This window comes from Vibrio sp. 1457 (assembly GCF_033340195.1).
GTDB lineage: Bacteria > Pseudomonadota > Gammaproteobacteria > Enterobacterales > Vibrionaceae > Vibrio > Vibrio alginolyticus.
The window spans coordinates 1-26,185 of the sequence record NZ_JAWOWA010000016.1; the positions used below are offsets into that span (position 1 = coordinate 1).

A 26,185-nucleotide genomic window follows, 5' to 3' on the forward strand; every position below is an offset into this window, starting at 1 on the left:
CTCAAGTTGGTGAGACTTACGCTATGATCAAAGCGCTGAACAAGCTTACAGGGCTAGGTATGCCTGAAACTCAGTATATTGTTTAAGAACTGAACAACATGGGGCTACCATGTCTTCTCATCGAATTAAGCAACAAAGCCATTTATCGCCTGCGTCATGACCAAATCGGTCATTGAGGCTTTTAAAATTGTCGAGATCTAAAATAGCAACATGGAAGTCAATGCCCTGGGTTCGGTATTCATTTAGGCGGCTTTCGATTTGTCGCATGAACTCTCTGCGGTTTGGAATACCTGTTAGATCATCCGTCGTGGCGAGGTGCTCCATTTTCATGATCTGTATATGAAGGGCAATGTTTAAAGCAATCCAATTAGCGATGCACTGAAGCTGTGCCGCTTGTTCGTTTGTGTAAATGTGCGTTTGATGATGCGCAACATTAAGCGTTCCTAGGCAGACTTTACCGTGCATTAAAGGCGCGTCCATACACGTACCCATACCATTGGATGCGAGCATCACACAATCGATCTCATCAGATTGAGTAACATCGTCGCAGATCATCAGTTGTTGCTTTTTGAACACTCGGCCAACAAACGCTTGATGAATGGGCACTAAAAATTCAGCGGGAATCGCTTTACTACCAGAGAAAGAGTAGACCTTTAAATGATCATTGTTTTCATAAAGTGTGATACTCGCACGGTCAGAATTAAATATGCGATTTATCCATTCTGCCACCGTATCAAGTACTTGCTGTAGTGTTTCCGATTGAGCTAAAAAGTGAACAAACCCTATCGGCATACATATCGGACTTTCCATGTTTTGCATCGATAAGTCATCAGGGTTAAAAGTTCTTTCAAGTCTCAATAGACATCTCCTTGGCAATGTTGCAAATACCAACAATAAATTACGTGAAGCTATTTTGTAGAAAATGTGCTTCTTGGTAAGAGTATGGTTTAATTATCGCCGTTTGTGTGCATTTGGTTGCTTAATGTGGGCGTTAACTCACCCTAAATAAGTAAATCTTATACCTATTTATAAGTAAGTCATTACTCAATAAGTGGTGTTTTTAAGATGGAAGTACAGAATGAGCCCTTCTGGAAGAGAAGGGCTAGAAAAGGATACAAATAGGGTCAGGTGAGTGGTGACTTAATTGTCTTTGTACTTTTGTAAAATCAACTGACTTATCTGCGCAACGAGTTGGTCCCTAGCTTGAAGTGAGAGCTCGGTTTCTGTGACATAAATACTAATGTAAACAGGTCGATGATTTTCCTTCCATATAATCGCGTTAATGCCACGCGAACCATGACCTCCCGCACCAGAACGGTCTGCAATAGACCAACCTGTTGGTAATACAGAACGCATTAACGAGTCTGAAACTTTGTTGTCCTGCATCCAGATTTTTAATTGTACACGAGACTCATAAGACAACGTTTCGCCTTCGACCAAAGTTCGAAGAGTGTTTAGTATGGCGTTAGGTGTGGTTGTGTCGCGGCTGTCGCCTGGTGTGGCTTCGTTCAAGCGAGGTTCTATTCTGTCTAGGCGCGTTGCTTTATCTCCAATTGTTCGCAGAAACATTGTTACGGCCTTAGGGCCGCCAATTTCATTTAATACTAAGTTGGCTGCGGTATTATCACTCATTAACATAGCGGCTTCACACGCGTGCTCTATGCGTGTGTTTTGGCCTGCGAGCTTATCCATCACTGGAGACCATACAACGATACTGCGCTCATCGACTTTTGCGGTCGCATTTTTACTTAGCTTACCGCTGTCCATATCACTTAGCATTTTGGCACAAGCTAGGGTTTTGAATGTGCTCATGAGTGGGAAGCGTTCATCGCCACGGTAATCCCAACGCTCGTCTGCTTGGGTATCCCAAACTGACACCCCAATTCTGCTTGAGGTTTGTTGCTCGAGGAGAGAAATGTCCTCATTCAGTTGGGACGCGTAACTTAGGGTTGAGCAAACCATTAGCCCAGCCAACAAAAATAACTTTTTCATGGATCGTGTTCTTCAATTTTAGTTTTAGTTCGCACGGTAGCGATGTCACGTAAACTATAACGAGCCAATACTCTAAACACTGTTAAATCTATGTCTATTTTATGTAGGATTCTTTGCAATACGCTTAAACGGTCTCAATATGGGGAGAAGAGTGTTGCTATCAAGGCCTGTAGTTTGGCTTATATATTACGTCGGTGATTCGGTCACAAAAATATCTTAGCGAGAGACACTGGCTCAGAATTTCTTATCATGAGCTAACGAATAGTTTGATCCAGAAATACAAGGAGCTGAATCATCAGCTCCTTTTGTCTCTTTGGGTAATTACTTACAGTTCAATCTTTTTAACCATGCCTGCTTCTGCATGGCCTGGAATGTTGCACGCGAACTCAACGTTGTTGTCACCGTGGAAATGCCACAACAACTGCTTCGCTTTACCTGGTTTTACCGTAACTGCGTTGCCTGAGTCATGCATGTGATCGCCGCTCATTGTCTTCATCATTTCGCGATGTTCTAGCTGCTCTTTAGCCGAACCAATCGTAAACTCGTGGTTGATCTTACCGGTGTTCATGACCACAAATTGCACCACATCGTTTGGCTCAATTTTAACGTCTTTTTTGAACTTGATGGTCATGTCATCACCCAAGATAACGTGTACCACCTTGTCTGGCTTTGCCCCTTTTGCTGGCATACCAACTGCCGACATGCCCGGCATATCCATCATGTTTGAATGGTCCATTTTACTGTGGTCCATCTTCATGCTGCCGTGGTCCATATTTTCATGCTTCATGTTGCTATGATCCATGTTCGCGTGGTCCATGTTTGAATGATCCACTTGGGCAAACGCAGTCGTTGTTGTTAGGGCTAGAGCAAGAGTGATTAGTGTCTTTTTCATTTTTATATCCTTGTTTTAATTCATTATTAACTTGGTTGCTTCCCCTCAAACGGCATGTTTGAGAGGAAGGTAGGGGTTAAGCCTTGTTGTTTACATCACTAGCTTGAGTGCTAGCTTGGTGATTAGTCGTATTGCTATGACGCAACTCACGTTGTTTCCACAGCTTGAAGATGGCAGGAAGCACCAACAGCGTCAGTAGCAGTGCTGATGCCATACCACCAATCATTGGCGCGGCGATACGTTGCATTACTTCTGATCCTGTACCTTCGCCGTACATGATCGGAATCAGACCAATAATTACTGTCAGTACCGTCATCATTACTGGGCGAACACGCAGGCCTGCGCCTTCACGAATGGCATCGGTTAGGTCTTTCGCCTCAAGCTTCTGTTGGTTCTCTTCCGCATCGAGTTTTTTGTAGTGCCACGCTTGGTTGAGGTAGACGAGCATGATGACCCCAATCTCAACTGCGACACCTGCTAGGGCAATAAAGCCGACCCCGACGGCAATCGAGAAGTTGTAGTTGAGGATATGCATGAGCCACAAACCACCGACCATAGCGAGCGGTAGGGTAAGCATGATGATCATCACTTCACCGACACGACGGAAACTGAAGTAAAGCAGCAGCATAATGATGGCGATGGTGATTGGTACCACGACACTCAAGCGATCTTTCGCACGTTCCATGTATTCGTATTGACCAGACCAAGCCAGCGAGTAACCCGCAGGAAGCTCCAATTGATCAGCCACGACTTGCTGTGCTTCCACGACGTAAGAGCCAAGGTCACGACCATCGATATCGACAAACACCCAGCCGTTTGGACGCGCGTTTTCCGTCTTGATCATCGGAGGGCCGTCTTCGTAACGAATGTCCGCTACATCAGCCAGCGCAATACGAGCGCCATTTGGTGTCACCAATGGTAGGTTTTGCAGTTTAACCACTGAGTCGCGGTAGTCTTGTGGGTAACGAACGTTGATTGGGTAACGCTCCAAGCCTTCAATGGTTTCACCCACATTCATGCCACCCACCGCAGTGGAGATCACTTGTTGAACGTCTTTGATGCTTAAGCCATAACGCGCTGCGGCACGACGTTTAATGTCGATCGTGACATAACGACCACCTGCGACACGTTCTGCGTAAACCGATGCTGTACCTTGTACGCCATTAAGAATTGGCTCCAGCTGGGAACCGATCTTCTCAATCACTTTCAGGTCGGGACCCGCGATTTTAATGCCGATAGGGGTTTTGATGCCCGTTGCCAGCATGTCGATACGCGTTTTGATCGGCATTACCCAAGCATTAGTAAGACCAGGGAACTGAACCAGTTTGTCGAACTCTTTGCGCAGTGACTCGGTTGTTACCCCTTCACGCCATTGGTCGCGTGGCTTCAACTGAATCACGGTTTCAATCATGGTGAGTGGCGCTGGATCGGTTGCGGTCTCAGCTCGGCCAATTTTGCCCCATACGGTTTTCACTTCTGGAACGGTTTTGATCAGCTTGTTGGTTTGTTGTAGAAGCTCGCGCGCTTTACCAATTGAGATACCCGGATAGGTCGTTGGCATGTACATTAAGTCGCCTTCATCCAGCGGCGGGATGAATTCGCTACCCAGTTTACTGGTTGGGTAGTAAGCCGATGCCGTCAGACCTAATGCGATAACAATCATGGTCTTAGGGTATTTTAAGCTGGTGTTCAACAACGGGCGGTACAACGCGACCAAGCCACGGTTAACTGGGTTTTTGTGTTCCGGTAATACCTTACCGCGAATGAAGTAGCCGATAAGAACAGGGACGAGTGTGATTGCCAAACCTGCTGCCGCTGCCATGGCGTAAGTCTTAGTGAACGCAAGCGGCGAGAACATCTTGCCTTCTTGGCCTTCTAAGGCGAACACCGGTACGAAGCTAAGAGTAATGATCAGCAACGAGAAGAACAGCGGTGCGCCAACTTCTTCTGCGGCTTTACCTATTACTTGCCAGCGGTTTTTGTCGGTCAGTGGCGTTCGTTCAATGTGCTTGTGAACGTTTTCAATCATCACGATTGCACCATCCACCATGGCACCGATGGCAATCGCGATACCACCAAGGGACATGATGTTGGCGTTGATGCCTTGCCAGTGCATTACGATAAACGCAGTGAGAATACCGACCGGTAGGCTCAGAGCGATAACCAATGAAGAACGAATGTGGAACAGGAACAACGCACACACAATCGCAACGACGATGAACTCCTCTGCAAGCTTTTTCCATAGGTTTTCTACCGCTGAATCGATAAGGGTAGAGCGGTCGTAGGTTGCAACAATTTCCACGCCTTCTGGCAGGCTGCGTTGTAGGTCTGCGAGTTTGTCTTTGACTTTCGCAATCACTTCACTGGCGTTTTCACCAAAGCGCATCACGATAACGCCACCGACCGCTTCACCTTCGCCATTCAGCTCTGAGATACCACGGCGCATTTGTGGACCAAGGTTAATGTCTGCGATGTCTCCTAATAGCAACGGCGTGCCTTTCTCAGTGACTTTGAGAGGCAGTGATTTGATGTCTTCAATGCTGGTTAGGTAACCCGTGGTACGAACCATGTGCTCGGCTTCGGCCACTTCGATAACGGACGCGCCGGTTTCTTGGTTACCGTTTTGGATTGCCATGTTCACTTGTTGCAAAGTGAGGTTGTAAGCACGCAGTTTGGCAGGATCAATCTGCACTTGATACTGCTTCACCATACCGCCCACGGTTGCGACTTCAGAAACGCCATCAACGGTTTGCAATTCGTACTTCAAGAACCAGTCTTGCAGGCTGCGAAGATCCGCTAAATCATGCTTGCCGGTTTTGTCTTGTAATACGTAGCTGTAAACCCAGCCCACGCCCGTTGCATCAGGACCTAGGGTTGGTTTTGCGTTCGGTGGCAGCTTAGGTGCCACTTGGCTTAAGTACTCCAACACGCGTGAACGTGCCCAGTACATGTCGGTATCATCGTTGAAAATGATATAAACGTAAGAGTCACCAAAGAATGAGTAGCCACGAACTGTCTCAGCACCCGGCACGGCAAGCATGGCGGTGGTGAGTGGGTAAGTGACTTGATCCTCGACGACTTGAGGAGCTTGCCCCGGATAGCTTGTCTTGATGATCACTTGCACATCAGAAAGATCCGGAATCGCATCAACAGGCGTATTCTTTACACTGTAAAGTCCGCCTAATATAAGGGCTAAGGTCGCGACCAACACTAGGAATCGGTTGCTCAGTGACCAACGAATAATAGCATTGATCATAATTAACCCTCGACGGCTGTTGTTGCAGGAACTAGCTGTCTAAGAACGTAGTCAGATCCTTGTTTTTCAACTAGAAACCGAACTTTCTGTCCTTCTTCAAAACCCGTTAGATCAACCTCTTCACCCACAGAGAAGTTCATCTCGCCTGCATCCCAGTTCCATTCTGCAACCGGTAGGTGGTTTAAGGTGATCATGCCAAAATCAGCCATCAGCATGGTGATGTCACCAGTTAGCCAAACTTCTGCGGCAATGACGCTGTTGTCTGCCTTATAGTCGATGATTTGGTACTGACCGGACTCCGTCTTTTGCATTTCAAATTCGATAGCCTGACCTTTTTTCAAGTCACCCATCTCAACGCCATCTGCGAAAGTGAAGTTCATTACCATGCCCGGCCAATCCCATTCTGGTACAGGCTGGTGGTTGATGGTCAGCATACGGTGATCTTTCATCACATCCGTGATCTCACCTTTAGCCCATGCCGTTTCTACTGCCGCTTCTACACCATTGATGCGAGACAGATCCGCCGACTGGCTTGATTCAGAATCGAGCATGAAGTGAGATGAAGTAACGATCTTGTCGCCTTGCTTAAGCCCTTGTAATACTTCGATTTGTTCTCCAGCTTCGCGGCCAACTTCAATTCGAGCAGAACGGTATTTGCCATCACCTTCCGCCAGAACAACGCGAGTCATACCGCCAGAGCGAATAACAGATGATTTAGGAATCGTTAATACTGCGTCGTCAGTAACAGGCTGCAAGGCAATATTGGCGAACATGTTTGGCTTCAATGCGCCATCTGGGTTAGGGAATTTAAGGCGCACACGCAACGTACGTGTTTTCGGATCAAGGATTGGGTACACGTAATCGACAACACCTTGCCATTCATTGCCCGGAATCGCGTCAAGGGTCATCGTGGCTTGAGAACCCGCTTTCATCCAGTGCGCTTGACGCTCAAAGACTTCTGCATCAACCCAAACATTGTCCAAAGGACCTGCACTGATCACCGCTTGAGCAGGGGATAAATAGCCACCTTCACGCACGTTTAAGCTCGCGATAACGCCATCAGCAGGCGCTTTGATTTCAATGGTTTGCGATGCTTTACCGCTACGAGTAATGGATTTGATTTGAGCGCGGTCAACCCCAAGCGTTACCAAGCGTTCGGTCGCGCCTTTTACAAGACCTTTGCGGCCAGTGCGGTACGCATTTAGCAATTCTTCTTGTGCTTTAACCAGTTCAGGAGAGTAGAGCGTGAAAAGCACATCGCCTTTCTTCACTTTCTCACCGACGGCATTGATGTAGAGTTTTTCTACCCAACCCGCCACACGAACGTTGGTTTGCCATAACAGACTTTCATCAAAGGCAATATAGCCAACCGTTTCGATGCGTGGTGATAGCTGTTGTAGTGTCGCGTTTGCGGTTTTAACCCCGAGGTTGTTCTCTACTGAAGGGTCAATAGTCACTGTACCCGGTGCGTCTTGTTCACCGGATAGGTCTTCTGCGTAAACAGGAATCAAATCCATGCCCATTGGGGACTTACCCGGCTTGTCGCGTTTGTAATTCGGATCCATTGGGGCAACCCAGTAAAGCGGATCATTAGAGCTTGCAGCAGATTCGCCACCCATCGCACTCATGTCGTGAGCCGAGCCCGTAAGAAAATGATTAGCACCAAACCCTAAAGCACCACCAACAATCAGCGCGATGGTTGCAATCTTAAATGTTTTCATTGTTTTACCTTATTTTCCCCTTCACATTTGACGCTACAGCATTGTTGCCTGCTCTCGTTCACCCAAATCACATAGCAGATCCCTTAGTTTGTTAGGGAAAGTGCTCATGGGATTCTCTCGTTTGCCGCCTAGCTGTAGCCCCAACTGTCTTGGGGAATCACAAATTAATATGTCGAAATAGAGCGAGCTTCCGGTGAAGCCACTTGGTAGTCGAAACCACCGAGTAGGGTGGCTAAATTGCTGTTTGCGATGTTGAGATCGGTCAGCAGACGTTGTTGCTCTAATTGCAGAGCCAACTCGTCAGTCGTGGCAGAAATCACATCGTTAAACTGCGCTGTGTTGTTTTGATAACCCCGCTCAACGGCTTGAATGCGCGCTTTCGCTTGAGGCAATAAGGTGGATTGATAACGTTCTAAACGCTGGGTTAAGTTGCCGCGATCAACCAGCAAAGTGTTCACCTTGGCATTCATCTGCGTTAGTAAGGTGTCTTTTTGTGATTGTGCCGCGCCAACTTGGTATTGAGCGGCAGCAAGATTGCGATCTTGGCGGTCACTCGTAAACAACGGAATGTCCATGGTTAGGTAAGCGCTGACCAAGTCTGATGCTGGCTCACCCATCATGTTGTCGGCTTGGCGGTAGGCGTACATTACTTCGACGCCAAATTGTGGGTTGTAGGCTTGCTCAGCAATTTCCACCTGAGTTTTATTGGCAGAGATGCTGACGTCGGCCATCTTAACCATCGGGTGTTGGCTGAGTTGTTGATAATGCTTGGTGGAACCCTGACTAGCAGCAAGTTTGCCGTTCAGTGTGTCCCAATTAAGTTGGTTGCTCGCGTGCAGAGCCTGTTCATTCGCCAACCAATCTGAACCCAACCATTCGGAGAGTTGAGAGATAAGACGACGTTGCATTTGTGCATTGGCTTGCAGTTTCTCATCCAACTTGCTGACTTGTAATTGAGCGTTGAGTAGGTCTTGCGCTTCACTCTTACCAATCGAATAGTTGGTTTGAATAAAGCTTTCCATCTCCTTCATCAACTTGCGGTTCTCAAGCATGATTTGCTCCGCGCGTTGCTGGTAACCAAGCTCTAACCAAAGTTGAGTCATGCTGTTGGCTACCTCAAGCTCACGAGCATGGACTTGAAGCCCAAGGCCGTCAGCTTGTTGATTGGCTTTCTTCTGCTGTAAATCAAGCGTCGACCCACGCTCAAATTGTTGCATTAAACCAACGGAGATATTGGTCATTGGGTCTTCATCGAATTTGAAGCTGTCGACAGGCAAGCCACCAAAACCCACTTTCAGTTTTGGGTCCATCAAGGTCGCGCTCGCGACGCCCGTTTCACGCATGGCAGCAGATTGCGCAGAGTATTGCTTACGATTGCCATCGTTACTCAAAGCGACGTTGATCAGTTGGGCAAGCTTGGTCGTTGAAGCTCGCTCACTTGATGCGGAATTTTGCGCTGCGTGCGTCTCTTTACCAGCGGCGTTAACCAAGGTTGGCGCAGCGACCAGAGCCACCATAAAAATAGGTGCAGCTAAGCGGTATGGTTTGATATCCATAATCTAAATCCAGTGTTCGCCGGATCGATGGAGGTGCGGATTTTATTGCGGGAACAGTAAAGCCTTGTTACCTCATCGCTCAGGCGCATTAAAACAACCTGCGATACACGCGCAGGGTCGAATGCTAGGACGGATTTAGGCTATAGGAGGTCGGTATAGGTCGCGGCTGACGTGTACGACTGGGGAAGCAACTTCAGGAGTAATAGTTGCGCGATAGACGACGGGCATTGGGCTATTGATAGGATTCGGTAGGGGGACGAAAACTATCGTACACGCGGCAGTACAGCAGGTATGAACCATGCCGGAGCCTCCACCACAGTTCATGCTGGTTTTTCTTGCATCGCCATCTTCGGACATAGAAGCGTCTGTCATGGAGACGTCCATCATGCCAGGCATACCGCAGTGTTCGCTGTCACTCATCATAGAAGGATGGTGAGCCATGCCAGTAGACATCATTTGAATATTCATCAACGGCTCACTGTTCGCCACACTAGATACCAATAGTACTAGCGTCGTGAAGAGAGTTAACCAGATTGTATGCAGCGATTTTAAGTGCATACCTTTTCCCATGTGTTTGATGAAAATGATGAAAACCCTTCGATTCTAAAGGTTAACCTAAGGGTAAGGTCAATCATTTATTACTCTTATTATCAAAATAGTCCACCCCTACAGTTTTCGCACTTTCGAGGGAGTAAAACGTTTGTTAAACACCGAGTGTTGAAAGTTAGCGAAAGAAGCCCTCGCTTTTTATGACACGTGAAAAATGTGGTTTATAAGTTTTACATCACACTAACTTGTCTTACAAATGATTATCCTTATAGAATGCATGGTTTTACTTGTGCAGATTTGGATTTGCTTTGCTGCGGGGGTTGCATGATAGAAATTGTCATCGATGGAAAATATAGAATTGTAGAAGAGGGTCTAACCCTTTTAGAAGCAGCAAAAGTGTGTGGGGTCGAGATCCCATCGCTGTGCGGAATGAACAAAAGTAATGAAAAAGTACCGTGTGACTTGTGTGTGGTTGAAGTCGAAAGCGGCGGTACTAAGCGTGCGTGTGAACTCGAAGTTTACCGCGGCCTTAATGTGGTCACGCAATCAGAACAACTAAGCGAGCACCGCAGAAAAGCACTTAACCGCATCATGACGGACCATTACGCCGATTGTGAAGCGCCATGTAAAACCGCGTGTCCTGCGGGCGTGGATATCCAGTCGTACCTTTATCACATTGCACAGAACGATCATCAAAAAGCGATTGAAGTGATTAAGCGTACGCTTCCTATGCCACTATCGATTGGCCGTGTATGCCCAGCATTTTGTGAGAGCGAATGTCGCCGCTCGTTAGTCGATGAACCAATCGCAATTCGTCAGCTAAAACGTCACGCCGCGGATGCGGATTTGTCTGCGCATGAAGCCTACGTACCGGAAAAGAAACCAAGTAAAGGTTTGAACATTGCCGTCGTGGGCAGTGGTCCTGGTGGTCTAACAGCTGGCTACTACTTATCGAATGAAGGCTACGACGTTACGGTCTTTGAATCCATGCCAAAAGCGGGCGGTTGGTTGCGTTACGGTATTCCTGAATACCGTTTACCAAAAGACATTCTCGATAAAGAAATCGAATTGATGTGCCGCAACGGTATGCAAGTTCACACCAATCAAAAGCTAGGTGTGGATTTCACGCTTTCTCAATTGAGCGAAGAATACGACGCGGTGTGTTTGGCGGTCGGCGCGTCTCAAGCGGTCGAAATGCATTACACAGGCAGTGACCTTGAAGGTTGCTACTTAGGTGTTGATTACCTCAAAGATTACGTGACTGAGCAAAACTATGTAACGGGTCAGAAAGTCGCGGTGATCGGCGGTGGTAACACGGCAATTGACTGTGCTCGTACTGCGCGTCGTGCTGGTGCAGACACCACGTTGATTTACCGTCGTACCCGTGACGAAATGCCGGCAGAAGACTACGAGATTGTTGAAGCGGAACACGAAGGGGTGAAATTCCACTTCTTGACCAATCCTGCAGAAAACCTTGCCGATGAAACCGGACGCGTGAATGCGATTCGTCTAGAGCGCATGGCGTTGGGTGAGCCGGATGCATCTGGTCGTCGCAGCCCTAAACCAACTGGCGAGTTCTTTACCGAAGAGTTCGACACCGTGATTGCAGCAGTATCGCAAAAGCCAGATCTGAGCTTCCTCGAAGGCGAAGATTTGTCGATTCCACTTACGCGCTGGAATACTTCTGATGCCGATGAAAAGACCATGCACACCGGCACGGGTAACATCTTCAGTATTGGTGATTTCCGCCGTGGTCCAGCAACGGCAGTTGAAGCGGTGGGTGATGGTCGTGTTGCGGCAAAAGCAATAGACCTATTTTTGAATGGTGATATGGCGGATATGCCAAAGGCGGCGTTCAACTCACGAAAAGAGAAGAAGCTCTCTCAAGTCGATCCGCTTCACTTCGAGAACATCCAGAAAGTTGCTCGATCTATCATGCCTGAGCTGACTCCAGTACAACGCGAGCAAAGCTTCGCTGAAGTGGAGTTGGGCTTTGATAACGAAGAAGCAATGAAGGAAGCGGCGCGCTGTCTAGAATGTGGCTGTCAGGCAAATACTGATTGTGCGCTGCGTGATTACTCCACCGAATATGAAGCTGAGCAAAGCTTTGACTTCTCCTTGCAGATTAAATCACACCAAGATTGGCTAGATCTTCGTGCGAAAGACTTGCGTCATAAGTACGAAGTTGACCGCAGTTCTGAGTTTATTGAGTTTGATGCTAACCGCTGTATTAGCTGTGGTCAGTGCATCCAAGCGTGCCGCGACAAAGCCGTACACGGTGTACTGAACTTCGTGTGCGATAAACAAGGTCGTCCTGCATTACGTCCTGACGATCGTCCACACTTTGGAAGTAACAAGAATGGCTTAACCCTAATGGGTGATTCGAACTGCGTGCAATGTGGCGCGTGCGTTCAAGTGTGTCCAACGGGCGCAATGGTCGATAGTCGTGACCGTTCACAAGGTCGTACCGAAGATCTGAAAGCGGTCGACACCATTTGTACATACTGTGGTGTGGGCTGTAAGTTGACTATGTTCGTGGATGAAGCAACCAATACGATTCGTTACGTGAAGGGCGGTGACTCGCCAGTGAACCAAGGCATGCTGTGTGTGAAAGGGCGCTTTGGTTTTGATTTCATTGGCAGTGAAGAGCGTCTTACCACGCCATTGATTCGTAAAGACGGTTGGTTGCAGCCTGCAAGTTGGGAAGAGGCGATTCAACTGATTGCGAGCAAGTTCTCTGGCATCAAGCAAGATTTTGGCAGCAACGCATTGGCGGGTTTCTCTTCAGCGAAAACCACCAACGAAGACAACTACGCGTTCCAAAAATTTGTCCGTCGTGAACTGGGCACCAATAACGTCGACCACTGTGCGCGTTTGTGCCACGCATCGAGTGTAACCGGTCTTGAAGCGTCACTGGGTAGTGGTGCAATGACCAACGACATTCCAAGCATTAAGCACTCGGATGTGATCTTTATTATTGGTTCGGATACCACATCGGCGCACCCGATTATTGCTTCACATATCAAACAAGCAATTCGTCACCACGGCGCTCGTTTGATTGTGGCTGACCCGAAACGTGTCGATATGGCAGAGCATGCTGAGCTGTATATGGCGCACCGTCCGGGTACGGATGTGATGCTCCTAAACGGTGTCATGCAGCAGATCATCAAGAACGGTTGGTACGATCAAGAGTACATCGAAGAACGTGTCGACGGCTTTGATACCTTACTGCAAGAAGTGATGTCGCCAGCCTATAACCTCGATAAAGTGGAGTTGGTTACGGGCGTAAAAGCCGAAGACATTCAAGCAATGGCGCGCATGATCGGTACAGCAGATCGTACGGCTGTTTACTACTCGATGGGTATTACTCAGCACACGACAGGTCATGACAACGTGCGTTCTATCGCTAACCTGCAATTGCTGTGTGGCAACATCGGTATTGAAGGTGGTGGTATTAACCCACTACGTGGTCAATCTAACGTGCAAGGCGCGTGTGATATGGGCGCTTTGCCAAACAGCTTCCCGGGCTATCAAAAGGTATACAACCCAATTGTGCGTCAGAAGTTTGCGATTGAATGGAACGCACCAAATCTGCCTTCTGAGCAAGGTCTAACCCTGACAGAAATCATTGATGCGGCTTGCCATCGTGACGTTCGTGGTATGTACATCATGGGTGAGAACCCAGTGTTGAGTGACCCGAACCAAGCGCATGTGATTGAAGGTTTAGAAGCGCTCGATTTCTTGGTAGTTCAAGACATCTTCCTAACGGAAACCGCGCAATACGCGGATGTGGTTCTGCCTTCTTGCTCGTTTGCAGAGAAAGCGGGTCACTTCACCAATACGGAGCGTCGTGTTCAGCGCGTGAATCCGGTTGTCACGGCGCCGGGTGAAGCGAAAGAAGATTGGTGGATTATCCAAGAGATCGCCAATGCCATGGGTAGTGATTGGGATTACCACTGCGTGTCTGATATCACTAATGAAATTGCACGAGTGACACCTCAATACGCGGGTCTTCGTTGGGATGCCATTACGCCAAACGGTGTGCAATGGCCTAGCAACAAGAACAACCCTGCGGGTACTCGCATCATGCACCAAACCCAGTTTACTCGTGGTAAAGGGCAAATGGTGGGCGTACCGTTCCGTTATGCGGCTGAGCTGCCAGATGAAGAGTACCCACTTGTGTTAACGACGGGTCGCGTACTTGAGCAGTTCCACACTGGCACCATGACGCGCAAAACCAAAGGGTTGGATAACCTTGCTGGCCCTCGCGCAATGGTTAGCGTGGAAGACGCAGAAGCACTTGGCATCAGTAATGGTCAGCGTCTGACAGTGTCTACACGTCGCGGCAGCATTGAGATTGATGCCTTTGTGACTAAGCGGATTCAAAAAGGTGTGGTGTTCATTCCTTTCCACTTTGTTGAATCGCCAGTCAACCGCCTAACGACAACGGCAACTGACCCGCATGCGAAGATCCCTGAGTTCAAGGTCGCTGCGGTTAAAGTGGAAGTGAGCGAAAAGACAACGCAGACAGAGTCTCTCGAAGATAGTTACCAACACGTTTAAATTCGGCGAGTCACGTTGTTGTGGGCACTGACAATTTGAGCCTAGTTGATGGGCGGATAATCTACTCTTGATTTCCGCTCTCACTACATTCACTCGGATTGTCTTTTTCTTCAAACTCCTTTTACTTTTCTGTTATCACCGCGCTCCGGTTAGTTTTCCTTTCTTACTTCTTACTTCTTACTTCTTGCTGTCTCTGTGGCGTATTTTTGTTCAAGCCCATGATGAGAGTGCAATAAAGTTTGTTGTTGAGCTTGTCATAGAATTGACTGTCTCTGACTGTCCCCTGTTATTTGGGCAAGTTCTATAACCTAAACTTTGCTCGCTTCCTATACTGAATTAACGAAGCAAGATTTTTATAACAACAAGAGGAAGCTTGTATGACAAGAACAACCTCATTTGCACTCGCTTTATTACTTATGTGCGCATACTTTGGTTACAACCGTTATTATGTATACCCCCAGCAGTTGGAAACACAGGCGAAATCGATGCTAATACAAATGGCAAATCGCGAAGAGTGGGTAGATGTGTTTGAGATGATGAATCGCGTAGACGCGCATAAGGGCCATTTGGAACTTGTTGCTGACGTGACATCCTCTGATGGTCAGCGAGCGTACAGTGAAGGTATTATCACGTACACGGATCGCGAAGGCGTTGTCTGTAAACAGGTAGTGTTCAACTTTAAAATAAACTCTTTGAAAAACTACAATATTTCCGATTTACGAGATTGTTCCTACGGTGAGTACTATTAATATTGTCTGAGAGTTGAGCTCGATAGCACAGTGTATGAATACACAAACAAAAAATAGCCCTTCGTTGGGGCTATTTTTGTTTTTAAGGAATGAACGCAATATCGTGGGATTAGTCGAGTGATTTTTTGAAGCGAAATGAAGCGACAATAAGGCCGATAACAGTGAATCCAAGTAACCAGACTGTATCTCGCCATAGCTCCATTAAATCTGCACCACGCAACACCACACCACGAATAATGCGCATAAAGTGAGTGGCAGGCAGGGCTTCTGAGATCCATTGTGCCGCGACGGGCATTCCTTCATAAGGGAACATAAATCCGGACAGAAGAATCGATGGCAAAAGAATAAACACCGTCATCTGCATGGCCTGAAGCTGTGTCGTCGCAATGGTGGATATCACCAAACCTAAGGTTAAACTCGCGGCGATAAACAGCAGCGTGCCAAACAGTATCTGACTAATGGCGCCGTTTATTGGCACGCCAAATATCCAGTGCCCCAAGCCTAAAATGATAAACACCTGTATCAGACCAACAAAGATGTAGGGAATGATCTTCGCCACCATGAGTTCGATGGAGTGGATTGGCGTAGTAATCAGTAACTCTAAATTGCCGCGTTCCCGCTCACGAACAATGGCTGCACTAGTGAACAAGATCATCGTCATAGTCAGAATCACGCCCAATAAACCGGGGACAATGTTCACCGCCGAGCGCCGACTCGGGTTGTAATACAGCGCAACTTCAAAGGTTTTGGTTGGGGCAGGGCGTATCTCAAAATCAAAATCCGTTAACGGCATGGTTTGTAGCGAGAGAATCGCAGAGCTGATCATGGTGTCTGAACCATCCACAATCCACTGTCCAAGTTCTCGACCTTGCACCATACGTTGGGTTAAGTCGCTAGGCAGAATCAAAGCCGCTCGTACCAAGCCGTCTTGAATGGCTTGCTCGGCTTCTGATGCGGTAGCGAAGGTTTCGACCACATCGACCACTTGTGTGACTTTGACGGACTCGGTAATCACGCGCCCGGCAGTACTGCCACTTTGATCGACGACGCCAACGGGAATGTTGCGAATATCGGTATTAATGGCAAAGCCGAACAGCAGGAGCTGAATCAACGGGATCATCACGACCATGCCAAAGGTAATGCGGTCACGTGAAAGCTGACGGATCTCTTTGATCATTACCGCTTTCATACGGGCAATAGATTTCATCATTGGCGACCTTCTCCCGTAACACTGACAAACACATCTTCCAAGCTCGGGCGAGCAATGTTCATCTCGCAGCCCTCAAGCTCTGGAAAGGTTTGGGTTAACCATTCGATCGGTTGTTCGATGTGCTGGTGGATCAAAATGCGTAAGCGAATGCCGAGCTGTGCGGCAGAACGGACTTCTTCGCGTCGAATGACTTTCTCTTTTAGCTCGCGTAAGTTATCCGCTTTGACTTCGACGATGTTAACGCCCATTTGCGTCATGAGTTCTTCTGGCTCACCATCGGCGCGGATTTCCCCAGCTTCCATGATAGCCAGACGATGGCAACGCTCCGCTTCATCCATGTAGTGCGTTGTGACCAAAATCGTCGTACCTTGGTCAGAGAGATCAAACAACTGCTCCCAGAAATCGCGTCGGTTCTCTGGGTCAACCGCAGACGTGGGTTCATCGAGAAACAACAGTTCTGGTTTATGCATGGTGGCTGCGGCGAGAGACAAGCGTTGTTTCTGGCCGCCGCTCATTCCTCCGACGCGCTGTTTACGCAGTTGGTCGAGACCGTAGGTGGCTAGTTGTTCTTCGATGCGAGCCTTTAGGGCCTTGGTTTCCATACCAAAGATTTGTCCAATAAACTCAAGATTCTCTTGAACCGTCAGGTCATCATAGAGGGAAAACTTTTGTGTCATGTAGCCAATCTTGAGGCGCAGCAATTCCGATTGTTTTGGGATCTCGAGTCCTAGTACATCAACATTGCCCTCACTTGGGCTGAGTAGGCCTGTTAACACACGAATGGTTGTCGATTTACCGCAGCCGTTGGGGCCAAGAAAACCATAAATACTGCCTTTGGGCACATTAAGCGTGATGTTGTTGATGGCGGTGAAGTCACCAAACTTCTTCACTACATTTTCAGCTTGAATCGCGTATTCGGTCATTGGCTTACTCCACCAAATCCACTTGCGCTGGGATACCTGAAGGCAAGGATTGTGCGGAGTCTTGTAGGTCGACTTCTGCTAGGTACATCAAACGCGAGCGTTCTTCCTCGGTAAGCGCGAAATAGGGCGTGAATGAAGGCTCAGTTGCTACCCAACGAACGGTGCCGCTATACGGTTGCTCAACGCCATCTACATGCACGTTAACCGTTTTACCCGGCACAAAGTCGACTCGATAGTTAGCAGGAACATAAACGCGAGCGTATGGGACGCGGCTGGCTTGAATTACGGCAACAATACCATTAACAGGAACGCGTTCACCAAGGTTAAACGGTAGGTTATCTAACAAGCCATCTCGCGTGGCCGTGATGGTGAGTTCTGCCAGCTTTTGTTCTTGCAGTGCTACATCGGCTTTTGCAGCCATGAGTGCGGCTTTCGCTTGTTCAATATCTTCAGGGCGAGAGCCAGCCGTCAGTTTACTGAACTCTTCTTGTGAGGAGTCCAATTCAGCGCGGGCAGAATCTCTGGCTGCTAAAGCGGTGTCTTTTTCTGATTGGCTGATGAGTTTCTTGCGGACTAACTCCGCTTTACGTTGGTAGTTCTTTTGCGCTTCAACCAATTGAGCTTCCGCTCTGGCAACGCGTGCTTGCGCTGCGGCAATGTCTTCTGGTCGCTCACCATTGGTCAATTTCAAAAGATAGGCGTCAGCCTTGGCTTGTTCGGCAACTGCGTGAGCTAAAACGGCTTCTTGGTTCTTTGTATCGAGCTGAACCAGCACTTCTCCTTCGGTGACTTGGCTGCCTTCCTTAATGGGTAGGGCACGAATTATCTCGCTAGAGGTGGCAGTGAAGGTTACGCGGTCACGTTCTAATGTGCCAAGGGCTTGCTGTCCGTCATCTTTGGAACAGGCAGTTAAAAGAGTCAGGGCTAGGGTGCCAAGAATGATTCGCTTCATCATGCGACGCTTCCTCTAAGAAGGTGAGCTCGAACTCGTATCAAGCTATAGAAGAGTATGGGACTGCATTCAGTGTAACGTGAGTCAGTTTTGTCCGGCTAGGAAGTTAATTCCTTCAATATTCATCAATTGATTAATTATTGAAGCTGGCTTGATCCTGCGGAAGCCGTGCTTTACTTGGCTCTTTTAAGTTGATTACATGAAAATCATTTAAACAAAAATCTTGCCTTTCATGTAGAGCACGCCGTCGCCAGATACTCTTACTTGTTCGCCAGTAACTTCACAGTGCAAAATGCCTCCGCGCTGAGAAGCTTGGTAAGCGACCAGTGATGTTTTGCCTAACGCTTCTGCCCAGAACGGTGCTAACCCAGCGTGAATCGAGCCAGTTACGGGGTCTTCGTCACCACCATTTGCAGGCCAAAAGTAACGAGATACAAAGTCTTGTTGATCGCCTTTTGCGGTAACGACCACATCGTAAGGAGCGAGTGTCTTGAGGTGCTCTGAACGGTATTGAACCTCAAGTACCTCCTGCTGGTTGCCGACCACCACGAAATACGCTTGAGGGCTAAGCAGTACGCGTTCCACATCGCAACTTAGGCCTTCAATCAATGCCGAGGGAATATCAGAAACGGCTTTTGGAGGACGAGCAGGGAACGTCATCTCGATCTTACCTTGCGCATTCTTCTCTACGGTGAGGGTCCCTACTTCCAGAGTATGAAATTCAATCGTGCCATTAATGCCAAACTCATCAAACAGAACTAACGAAGAGGCCAGTGTTGCGTGTCCACAGAAATCGATTTCAGTAATCGGAGAGAACCAACGAATCTCATATTGGTTTGCGCCAATGGACTTTAGGAAAGCCGTCTCTGATAAGTTGTTTTCTGTCGCGATATTTTGCATCAATTCTGGGGCTAGCCATTCCTCTAATGGTATCACCGCTGCTGAGTTGCCTTTGAATTGCGTATCGGTGAAGGCGTCCACCACGTAGATATCCAATTCCATTTTCCTTCCTTGTTCCGTGAGCGATTAATTAGCATAAACCAAGTGCAATTAAGAGAGTAAGAAATTTGTGTTAGAATCTTAAAGTGTCAAAATTATAGATTATTTTGTGTTTTTTGATACTTACTGACAAGGGTTCGGACTGCTGGGTACTTACACTAGTGTTGAATTCATTGAAAGGAAGAAAAACATGAAAGCGATCTACAAATCAGTTTTGGCATTGAGTGTTTTTGCGGTCGGTTCTGCCCATGCATTTGAACTCGTGAGTAGAGATATTCAAGAAGGCCACCCGATGGCGAAGACATTTGAATACTCTGGTTGGGGATGTGATGGCGGGAATCAATCACCACAATTGATGTGGAAAGAAGCTCCAAAGGGCACAAAAAGTTTTGCGATCACCGTGTATGACCCCGATGCGCCAACAGGCAGTGGTTTTTGGCATTGGATAGCGTTTAATATTCCATCCACCGTTAGCGAGCTGCCTCGAGGCATTGATATGAACAAGTTAGGCGGCAAAGAATCTCGTATTGACTACGGCACAACGGGGTTCGGCGGCGCGTGTCCTCCAAAGAATGATGGGATGCATCGTTACCAGTTTACGGTGTGGGCATTGCCAACTGAAGAACTGAATTTGGATGAAAACACGCCACCAGCCATTGTAGGGTTTACTTTGAATAGTGTTGCTTTGGGTAAAGCGACATTAACCACGACTTACACGCGATAATTGAATATAAGGGGAGAGAATGGGTCACCAATATCAGGTTACGCTGTTTCGTGCGGAGCAGCAGCAGAAGCTTCGTAATGTCAGGATTCACTCCCCAAGCCTTATTCAGATTGTTAAGGGGAGTAAACATCTTTTCTGGAAAGACGAAGTACTCGACATCCATCATCCAAATATCATGCTTTGTGAAGCAAATGCATCCCTAAATTTTGAAAATCTTCCTCTACAAGGGCGATTTCTTTCTCGAATGTTCAGTTTTCACTGTGTGCCTAGCGATGAAATGTTGGAGCTAAGCATGAGCAACGCATTAGGAAACTATGTACCCGTTGTTGAGACAGATAAAGCATTGCAAGCGACGTTAAATGCTTTGTTTTCGTTTGAGCGGGAAAGCTTAAGTGAAGCGACACAACGCTATTGGATTATGGGCCTATATCAGCAGCTAGCTGAGAGAGGGTTATTGCATCGGTTGTTCTCGAGTTCACATATCTCTTTTAGTCAGAAACTTAGTCGTTACTTATCGCGCTCTCCAGGGGAGGAGCATCCATTAGACATGGTCGCGGGGCATTTTGCTATGAGCCGAGCAACATTGATACGCAAATTGAAACAAGAAGGTACCCAGTATCGTGAAGTATTGGCAGAAGTGCGCTTAAATCACGCACTTTACTTGATGCAAAATGGCTCGTATAACGTTGCTATGCTCGCACAGTTGTGTGGTTATCAGTCAGAGGGGCGTTTTAGCCAACGCTTTAAAAGTAAGTTCGGCCTAACGCCCAGCGAGTATATTAAAACGGTAGTGAGTTAATGTTTTACCGCTTTCGTATTTTTTGTGCTTTTTAGGTTAGTCATAATATTTGGCTTTCATTCGCAATGCTACATTCACCAAAGCAATCAACACAGGCACTTCGATCAGCGGGCCAATGACACCAGCAAAAGCTTGGTCTGAGTTTAGGCCAAACACCGCGATAGAAACCGCAATAGCCAATTCAAAGTTGTTGCCTGTTGCTGTGAAGGCAATCGACGCATTTTTGTCGTAGTCGATGCCCATTTTCTTACCAACGAAGAAGCTGACAAAGAACATCAACACAAAGTAGATAGCCAGTGGAATTGCTACACGGAATACATCCATTGGCAGTTCAAGAATCATTTCACCTTTCAAGCTGAACATCAGCACGATGGTCGCAAGCAGGGCGATAAGCGTAATTGGTGAAATGCGTGGGATGAACACGTCGTTGTACCATTGTTCACCTTTCGCAGCGACAAGCCATTTACGGCTTAGGAAGCCCGCTAGGAATGGGATACCAAGGTAAATCAGAACGCTTTCCGCGATGTCCATCATCGAGATATCAACCACGAAACCTTCGTAACCAAAGACTGGTGGCAACACAGTGATGAATAACCATGCCATCACACTGTAAGTCACGATTTGGAAAGCGCTGTTTAGTGCAACTAGGGCTGCGCCGTATTCTTTGTTACCGCCACCGATATCGTTCCATACCAATACCATCGCAATACAACGAGCAAGACCGATCAGAATGATACCAACCATATAACCCGGATGATCACCTAGGAAAGTCAATGCAAGGATGAACATCAAAATAGGGCCGACAATCCAGTTCATGACCAAAGACAGCGTGATCGCTTTTTTATCTTTCGTCACTGTGCCTAGCAAGTTGTAGTTCACCTTTGCGAGTGGCGGGTACATCATCAAAATCAAACCAATCGCTAGCGGTACGTTTGTGCTACCAACTGACATTGACTCGTTCCACTCAGCAACTTGAGGGAATGCTGCGCCAATACCTACACCGATTGCCATTGCCACAAAAATCCACACCGTTAGGTAACGGTCCAAGAAGCTCATTTTGTCGCTGGCACTATTTAAAACTTGAGTAGTCATAGTGTTCTCTTATTCGTTTATCGTCGAAAGGCGATAGTTAAAGGTATAGTTTATCTCTGCACGCCTGAACAGCGTGCAAAGGGCATTAATCAAATAACTTGGAAAATCCTAGATTGAACTGATCAAACGCGTCGCGTTGAATGCGGTAACACACCTTAGGTGGATTTGGCTCGGCGCTGATAAAGCCTGCTTGCTTTAGAATACGCAAGTGCTCGGAAACAGTAGATTGCGCAAGACCCAGTTCAGAAACCAAATCACTGTTCAAACAACCGCCCATGGTATCGAGCGTGTGCAGGATATGCAGAATGCGCAAACGTGCTGGATGCGACAAAGCTTTTGCTTGCGCTGCTAGAGTTTGTTCTTTCTCGAGCTGTTGTTGCGTTGTCTGAAAAACGACTTCGCACGTGTCCTTGCACTTATCACTCATTCGCTGGCCTTAATAGTTAATCGTCGAATTGCGATAAAGTGTACGCCTGCTCTGTGGAAGATGCAACAAATCGATGAAAAAATTAATCGTGAAATAACGATGGATAAAAAGTTGAAAAAATATATCTTTTAAAAACAGTGATATAATTAAAAATTAAGTAGGTTACTAAAAGTTAACTAATTGCACTATACTTCTAGGTTACCATAATAAACCACATCCGACGCACAATGGTTACTGCGTCATCTTGTGAACTTATTTAAAGGTAATCCCATGAGCAACGTACTGATCATCAATGCACACGAACCATCACCATATTCAGAAGGTCGTCTAAATGCTTCTCTTGTCGACAAAGCACAGACGCTTCTGCAAGCAAAAGGCCATGAAGTTCGCGTTGTGACAATGCAAGATGAGATCAACGTAGATGAGCAACTCGCACACTTTGAATGGGCTGATCGCGTGATCATCCAAAGCCCAATCAACTGGATGTCTGTGCCTTGGTCATTCAAAAAATACATGGACGACGTGTTTACTGCGGGTATGGGCGGCGCACTGTGTGCATTTGATGGCCGTAGCGCAGAAGAACCAAAGAAAAACTATGGTACAGGCGGTACTCAAACCAACAGCAAATACATGCTTTCACTGACATTCAACGCGCCAGAAGAATCGTTTGATGATGAGAGCGAATACCTATTCCAAGGTAAAGGCGTGGATGATTTGATGTTCCACATGCACGCTAACTTCCGCTTCTTTGGTATGTCAGCATTACCTACATTCGCTTGCTACGACGTGATGAAGAACGCAGATATCGAAAACGATTTTGTTCGTTTCGAAGCTCACATTAACGAAAACTTCTAATCCTTTTAGAAAGATAGTGCGAACTGAATGATGAATTGAGATGGACTGCTGTACGCGGTCCATTTTTATTTGTTTGCGGCGAGGTGACGTTTTTATTACTCTAAAGCACTAAATGTATCTAGCTTACTTTTCGTTACCTAGATTAGGTGCGTATCTTGAGGTGTATTGTGGAAAGCAGAATCAGTGTAGATAGCAAAGGTCGTAAGTCAGTGGCGAACGTATGTGCGGAGCCATGTGCTATCGAGAAAGGGATGCGTCTAATTGGTGGTAAATGGAAAGGTTCTCTGATTTATCATTTGAAAGACGGCCCAGTTCGTTTCAATGACTTAGCACGCATGCTAGGCGGTGCAAGTAAAAAGATGATCGACCAACGTCTTAAAGAGCTAGAAGCGGAAGGTATGGTGGTGCGTAAAGTGATCAGCGACCGCCCAATTGCCGTAAGCTATGAACTAACAGAGTTCGGCCGTACCGCACTTAAGATTCTTGATGATTTGCGAATTTGGTCTGAAAAGCATCAAATTGAGCTTCGTTAAGACCAAAGTAGTTAATCGCAAACGTTACTCTCTTTTGAAAGCTGATTAACAATACATCGCCGTTTATACCCAAGTAACTTAGATGTGCTTCATTTAAATCGTAATTTGTTTCGTAAAACAACGTACTCTTTCGAGTCAGGCATATCGAAGCTACTTGAGCATAATCGTACTTTTTAAGTTTTTGATTTTTAGTTATTATTTTATCATACTTAATAAGTTGTAGAATAAATCACTCACTTCAGTTGAATTTAAAAAAGCACTATTTAATTCCAGTTTCTTTTCAAAATCGGAATATTTATCGAATTCCTCTTTCTCAACTAAACCTATTGGTGAGTTGTCGTTAACGTGGCTTTCATATTTTTTGATGGTATATAATTTAGACTTTTCGTCAAAATATTGAATTATCTTAATGTTAACGTCAGGTCTCTCCGTATTATACGTGATCGTAATTTTTTCATAATCTTTATTAATCGGAGTCGTAAGCCCTGTAGGGTAGATGATTTTAAACCTATTAATGTCATTCTTCTTCGTGCTTTTATAATGTTTTGAGTATGAAAAGTTTTCAATTGCACTTTTAGTGACGATAATTGACTCACCTTTCTTTAAACCGTATTCGGTACATTCATAATCGTCGACAACCGTAGAATTTCTTTTCTTTTCAATGAGGTAGGACATAGTTGCAGATGTCCCTCCGTGTTCCAGTTTTTGTTGGTTTACAGAACAATAGAAATGACCTTTGTCCACCGTCATTGCGTTGACTTGTTCCGGATTTGAAATGGTGGGATGTATATCTTTTGCTGGATCGTTGTCGCTTCCTCCTGAACCGCATCCAACTAATCCGATACAAACGGACATATAAAGCAAAGAGATTTTATTCATACTGTATTTCTCAATTAAGATGTGTGATTGCAAATAACGATTAATTACATTTTTATAAAGTGAAATGTTTTTATTTTAATTGAACGGTGTTTTATTGGTAATTTAATCGTTTGCTTTTATTTTGTCTCTTACGGTATCTATGTTTTCATTTATGGTATGAATTATTAGAATTGCACAATTTTGAGTTGCAATAGGATAATAATCGCTAGCCAACTACTTGTGTAGGTACCGTTATGATTTATATATCCGTTAAGTCTAAGTTTTTAGTCTTAATTTCATGTATTTATCGTGAAAGTGACTTAGAAGTAAATAACTAACGTTGTTTGAGGGGAGCCTGGGCTTCACTGATCTTGTTTTTCATCAAGGCGTTGTATAATGAACAAGGACTCTATTTCCAACTTGTTGATACATATCAGATCTCACGGACCTGATATGCATTCTAAGTTATTCTCACCAAGGCAAGAATCCTAGCTTATTTAAGGATAGAAAGTTTACTTGGGTGTAGAAGATATTAGTAATCCAATGTGCCACGGATAGGGTAGTTATTGTTTGGATCGCGAATCCATGCCAATCCGCGTGATAGTGCGCCAAGCTCAGGGCGAACAAACGGGTTGTTTGAAATATCCACCACGTGTAAGTCGCCGTGTTCATTCACCACAAACAGACCTGGTTCTGCGAAATTATGATCGGTTTCCTGTTCAGATCGAGGAATAGATACATACAAGCCTAGCGTTTTCATTTGTTCTTCGGTCAGGCCGTAAGCGATAGGGAAGCTGATTTCGAGTTTCTCTAGATGCCCCTCTAGCTGTGCTTTTGAATCGCCAGAAACGGCAAGAATATCGACGCCAGCATCAGCGAAAGCCTGTTTGTAACTCTCAAGCTCGTTGAGGTACTTAGTACAAAGAGGGCAGTGTTTACCCCGATAAACGAATACTGCTTGCCAAGTCGCATCACCTTGCGGCTGACCCAACGTTACGCTTGAACCATCTAGCAAAGTGGCTTGAAGATGAGGGAAGCTGTCGCCCGCTTTAAGTTTCACTGAAGTTGCCATATTGACTCCCGAATTGGTGGTGTATATCCATGAATGCCCCTTTCTCAACAAAGCGATTGGGGGATGAGACTTCAATGTAGACTCTGTTTTGCGGTGTTTCAACTAGTTAACTTTTAGTAACCTGCAATAAGGTATTAGAGTGCAAAAGATGAAAAAGCAGAACTTAAGATACAACGAAGTGGGGGTGTAGTATCAGGAGCTAAGTTCTGCTTGAGGTTAGGCTATGACCACTGGAACATATCGTTAAGATAGACCAGAGTCATCACTTCTATTTTATTACTCGATTGAGCTAGGCGTTGCTGAAAAAAGTACGCCATCATTGGCTTCTTCATTTCTTCCTCCTTTACGCTGACGAGTAAATTATGTGTATAAAAGGGGATATAAAAAAGAGAGTGCTTTTGTTGGCTTTTTTCCTAATAACGTAAATATATGGGGCTTTAAAGCCGAATTTGGAGGTTAATTG

Annotated in this window: 20 protein-coding genes and 1 pseudogene; 6 read left to right on the plus strand and 15 right to left on the minus strand. The window is 46.3% G+C overall.

Annotated elements, in window-relative coordinates:
- Positions 1-135: 135 nt before the first annotated feature.
- From R7Z41_RS16430 to R7Z41_RS16460, 7 genes and pseudogenes are all read right to left on the minus strand, one after another.
- Positions 136-858 (minus strand): annotated as a pseudogene (locus tag R7Z41_RS16430) (diguanylate cyclase); the annotation flags it as partial.
- A gap of 282 nt (positions 859-1,140) precedes the next feature.
- Positions 1,141-1,992: a carbenicillin-hydrolyzing class A beta-lactamase CARB-42 gene (locus R7Z41_RS16435; protein WP_005375420.1), complete on the minus strand. Its 852-nt coding sequence runs from the start codon at positions 1,990-1,992 to the stop codon at positions 1,141-1,143.
- Between the two features lie 325 nt (positions 1,993-2,317).
- Positions 2,318-2,884: a copper-resistant cuproprotein CopI gene (copI, locus tag R7Z41_RS16440; protein WP_206970788.1), complete on the minus strand. Its 567-nt coding sequence runs from the start codon at positions 2,882-2,884 to the stop codon at positions 2,318-2,320.
- Positions 2,885-2,960: 76 nt separating this feature from the next.
- Positions 2,961-6,140 (minus strand): efflux RND transporter permease subunit, encoded by a 3,180-nt coding sequence (locus R7Z41_RS16445; protein WP_213896838.1) that lies wholly within the window; start codon positions 6,138-6,140, stop codon positions 2,961-2,963.
- Positions 6,141-6,142: 2 nt separating this feature from the next.
- Positions 6,143-7,861 (minus strand): efflux RND transporter periplasmic adaptor subunit, encoded by a 1,719-nt coding sequence (locus R7Z41_RS16450; RefSeq protein WP_206970790.1) that lies wholly within the window; start codon positions 7,859-7,861, stop codon positions 6,143-6,145.
- 164 nt (positions 7,862-8,025) lie between these two features.
- Positions 8,026-9,417: a TolC family protein gene (locus tag R7Z41_RS16455; RefSeq protein WP_206970791.1), complete on the minus strand. Its 1,392-nt coding sequence runs from the start codon at positions 9,415-9,417 to the stop codon at positions 8,026-8,028.
- A gap of 135 nt (positions 9,418-9,552) precedes the next feature.
- Entirely contained in the window at positions 9,553-9,975 is a 423-nt protein-coding gene (locus tag R7Z41_RS16460; RefSeq protein ID WP_225477770.1) for a hypothetical protein, read from the minus strand.
- Between the two features lie 315 nt (positions 9,976-10,290).
- On the opposite strand from R7Z41_RS16460, the gene fdhF reads away from it, so the two are divergent.
- A complete protein-coding gene (gene fdhF, locus R7Z41_RS16465; RefSeq protein ID WP_017821515.1) occupies positions 10,291-14,529 on the plus strand; it encodes a formate dehydrogenase subunit alpha in 4,239 nt (1,412 codons plus the stop codon).
- Between the two features lie 377 nt (positions 14,530-14,906).
- Positions 14,907-15,278 (plus strand): hypothetical protein, encoded by a 372-nt coding sequence (locus tag R7Z41_RS16470; RefSeq protein ID WP_318136383.1) that lies wholly within the window; start codon positions 14,907-14,909, stop codon positions 15,276-15,278.
- 109 nt (positions 15,279-15,387) lie between these two features.
- Here the strand turns inward: R7Z41_RS16470 and R7Z41_RS16475 are convergent, their stop codons facing one another.
- The 4 genes from R7Z41_RS16475 to R7Z41_RS16490 all read right to left on the minus strand — a co-directional run bounded on the left by R7Z41_RS16475 (position 15,388) and on the right by R7Z41_RS16490 (position 19,365).
- Positions 15,388-16,485, minus strand: coding sequence for an ABC transporter permease (locus tag R7Z41_RS16475; protein ID WP_017635233.1), 1,098 nt, complete (start codon positions 16,483-16,485; stop codon positions 15,388-15,390).
- Positions 16,485-17,411, minus strand: coding sequence for an ABC transporter ATP-binding protein (locus R7Z41_RS16480; RefSeq protein WP_017635232.1), 927 nt, complete (start codon positions 17,409-17,411; stop codon positions 16,485-16,487). Before R7Z41_RS16480 ends, R7Z41_RS16475 begins: the two co-directional genes overlap by 1 nt.
- 4 nt (positions 17,412-17,415) lie before the next feature.
- Complete coding sequence (locus R7Z41_RS16485; protein ID WP_017821513.1) at positions 17,416-18,366, minus strand: HlyD family secretion protein; 951 nt, start codon at positions 18,364-18,366, stop codon at positions 17,416-17,418.
- A 207-nt stretch (positions 18,367-18,573) separates the two neighbouring features.
- Positions 18,574-19,365, minus strand: coding sequence for a PhzF family phenazine biosynthesis protein (locus R7Z41_RS16490; protein ID WP_017821512.1), 792 nt, complete (start codon positions 19,363-19,365; stop codon positions 18,574-18,576).
- 187 nt (positions 19,366-19,552) lie between these two features.
- Here R7Z41_RS16490 and R7Z41_RS16495 point away from each other — a divergent pair, with 187 nt between their 5' ends.
- Positions 19,553-20,086, plus strand: a complete 534-nt coding sequence (locus R7Z41_RS16495) for a YbhB/YbcL family Raf kinase inhibitor-like protein (RefSeq protein ID WP_005375444.1) — start codon at positions 19,553-19,555, stop codon at positions 20,084-20,086.
- 19 nt (positions 20,087-20,105) lie between these two features.
- Positions 20,106-20,885, plus strand: coding sequence for an AraC family transcriptional regulator (locus R7Z41_RS16500; RefSeq protein ID WP_005385142.1), 780 nt, complete (start codon positions 20,106-20,108; stop codon positions 20,883-20,885).
- A gap of 36 nt (positions 20,886-20,921) precedes the next feature.
- Here R7Z41_RS16500 and arsB read toward each other — a convergent pair whose 3' ends face one another.
- A complete protein-coding gene (gene arsB / locus R7Z41_RS16505; RefSeq protein WP_042521522.1) occupies positions 20,922-21,977 on the minus strand; it encodes an ACR3 family arsenite efflux transporter in 1,056 nt (351 codons plus the stop codon).
- An 85-nt stretch (positions 21,978-22,062) separates the two neighbouring features.
- Positions 22,063-22,404: an ArsR/SmtB family transcription factor gene (locus tag R7Z41_RS16510; protein WP_005375451.1), complete on the minus strand. Its 342-nt coding sequence runs from the start codon at positions 22,402-22,404 to the stop codon at positions 22,063-22,065.
- A gap of 270 nt (positions 22,405-22,674) precedes the next feature.
- On the opposite strand from R7Z41_RS16510, the gene R7Z41_RS16515 reads away from it, so the two are divergent.
- Entirely contained in the window at positions 22,675-23,259 is a 585-nt protein-coding gene (locus tag R7Z41_RS16515; RefSeq protein WP_017635228.1) for an NAD(P)H-dependent oxidoreductase, read from the plus strand.
- 167 nt (positions 23,260-23,426) lie between these two features.
- Positions 23,427-23,792 carry a winged helix-turn-helix transcriptional regulator gene (locus R7Z41_RS16520; protein ID WP_005375456.1) on the plus strand — a complete coding sequence of 122 codons (366 nt, stop codon included), beginning with the start codon at positions 23,427-23,429 and terminating at the stop codon, positions 23,790-23,792.
- A gap of 195 nt (positions 23,793-23,987) precedes the next feature.
- Here R7Z41_RS16520 and R7Z41_RS16525 read toward each other — a convergent pair whose 3' ends face one another.
- Both R7Z41_RS16525 and R7Z41_RS16530 read right to left on the minus strand, forming a co-directional pair.
- Positions 23,988-24,671: a hypothetical protein gene (locus R7Z41_RS16525; RefSeq protein WP_170897035.1), complete on the minus strand. Its 684-nt coding sequence runs from the start codon at positions 24,669-24,671 to the stop codon at positions 23,988-23,990.
- 511 nt (positions 24,672-25,182) lie between these two features.
- A complete protein-coding gene (locus R7Z41_RS16530) occupies positions 25,183-25,722 on the minus strand; it encodes a redoxin domain-containing protein (RefSeq protein WP_005385152.1) in 540 nt (179 codons plus the stop codon).
- Between the last annotated feature and the right edge of the window lie 463 nt (positions 25,723-26,185).

Excerpts from the sequence above, each read along its gene's own strand:
- R7Z41_RS16495 (WP_005375444.1), top strand. The coding sequence starts at position 19,553 with ATGAAAGCGATCTACAAATCAGTTTTGGCATTGAGTGTTTTTGCGGTC.
- R7Z41_RS16500 (WP_005385142.1), top strand. The coding sequence starts at position 20,106 with ATGGGTCACCAATATCAGGTTACGCTGTTTCGTGCGGAGCAGCAGCAG.
- R7Z41_RS16455 (WP_206970791.1), bottom strand. The coding sequence starts at position 9,417 with ATGGATATCAAACCATACCGCTTAGCTGCACCTATTTTTATGGTGGCT.
- R7Z41_RS16490 (WP_017821512.1), bottom strand. The coding sequence starts at position 19,365 with ATGGAATTGGATATCTACGTGGTGGACGCCTTCACCGATACGCAATTC.
- R7Z41_RS16510 (WP_005375451.1), bottom strand. The coding sequence starts at position 22,404 with ATGAGTGATAAGTGCAAGGACACGTGCGAAGTCGTTTTTCAGACAACG.
- copI (WP_206970788.1), bottom strand. The coding sequence starts at position 2,884 with ATGAAAAAGACACTAATCACTCTTGCTCTAGCCCTAACAACAACGACT.
- R7Z41_RS16470 (WP_318136383.1), top strand. The coding sequence starts at position 14,907 with ATGACAAGAACAACCTCATTTGCACTCGCTTTATTACTTATGTGCGCA.
- R7Z41_RS16450 (WP_206970790.1), bottom strand. The coding sequence starts at position 7,861 with ATGAAAACATTTAAGATTGCAACCATCGCGCTGATTGTTGGTGGTGCT.
- R7Z41_RS16435 (WP_005375420.1), bottom strand. The coding sequence starts at position 1,992 with ATGAAAAAGTTATTTTTGTTGGCTGGGCTAATGGTTTGCTCAACCCTA.
- R7Z41_RS16460 (WP_225477770.1), bottom strand. The coding sequence starts at position 9,975 with ATGCACTTAAAATCGCTGCATACAATCTGGTTAACTCTCTTCACGACG.
- arsB (WP_042521522.1), bottom strand. The coding sequence starts at position 21,977 with ATGACTACTCAAGTTTTAAATAGTGCCAGCGACAAAATGAGCTTCTTG.
- R7Z41_RS16445 (WP_213896838.1), bottom strand. The coding sequence starts at position 6,140 with ATGATCAATGCTATTATTCGTTGGTCACTGAGCAACCGATTCCTAGTG.
- R7Z41_RS16475 (WP_017635233.1), bottom strand. The coding sequence starts at position 16,485 with ATGAAATCTATTGCCCGTATGAAAGCGGTAATGATCAAAGAGATCCGT.
- R7Z41_RS16485 (WP_017821513.1), bottom strand. The coding sequence starts at position 18,366 with ATGATGAAGCGAATCATTCTTGGCACCCTAGCCCTGACTCTTTTAACT.
- R7Z41_RS16515 (WP_017635228.1), top strand. The coding sequence starts at position 22,675 with ATGAGCAACGTACTGATCATCAATGCACACGAACCATCACCATATTCA.
- R7Z41_RS16530 (WP_005385152.1), bottom strand. The coding sequence starts at position 25,722 with ATGGCAACTTCAGTGAAACTTAAAGCGGGCGACAGCTTCCCTCATCTT.
- fdhF (WP_017821515.1), top strand. The coding sequence starts at position 10,291 with ATGATAGAAATTGTCATCGATGGAAAATATAGAATTGTAGAAGAGGGT.
- R7Z41_RS16525 (WP_170897035.1), bottom strand. The coding sequence starts at position 24,671 with ATGAATAAAATCTCTTTGCTTTATATGTCCGTTTGTATCGGATTAGTT.
- R7Z41_RS16480 (WP_017635232.1), bottom strand. The coding sequence starts at position 17,411 with ATGACCGAATACGCGATTCAAGCTGAAAATGTAGTGAAGAAGTTTGGT.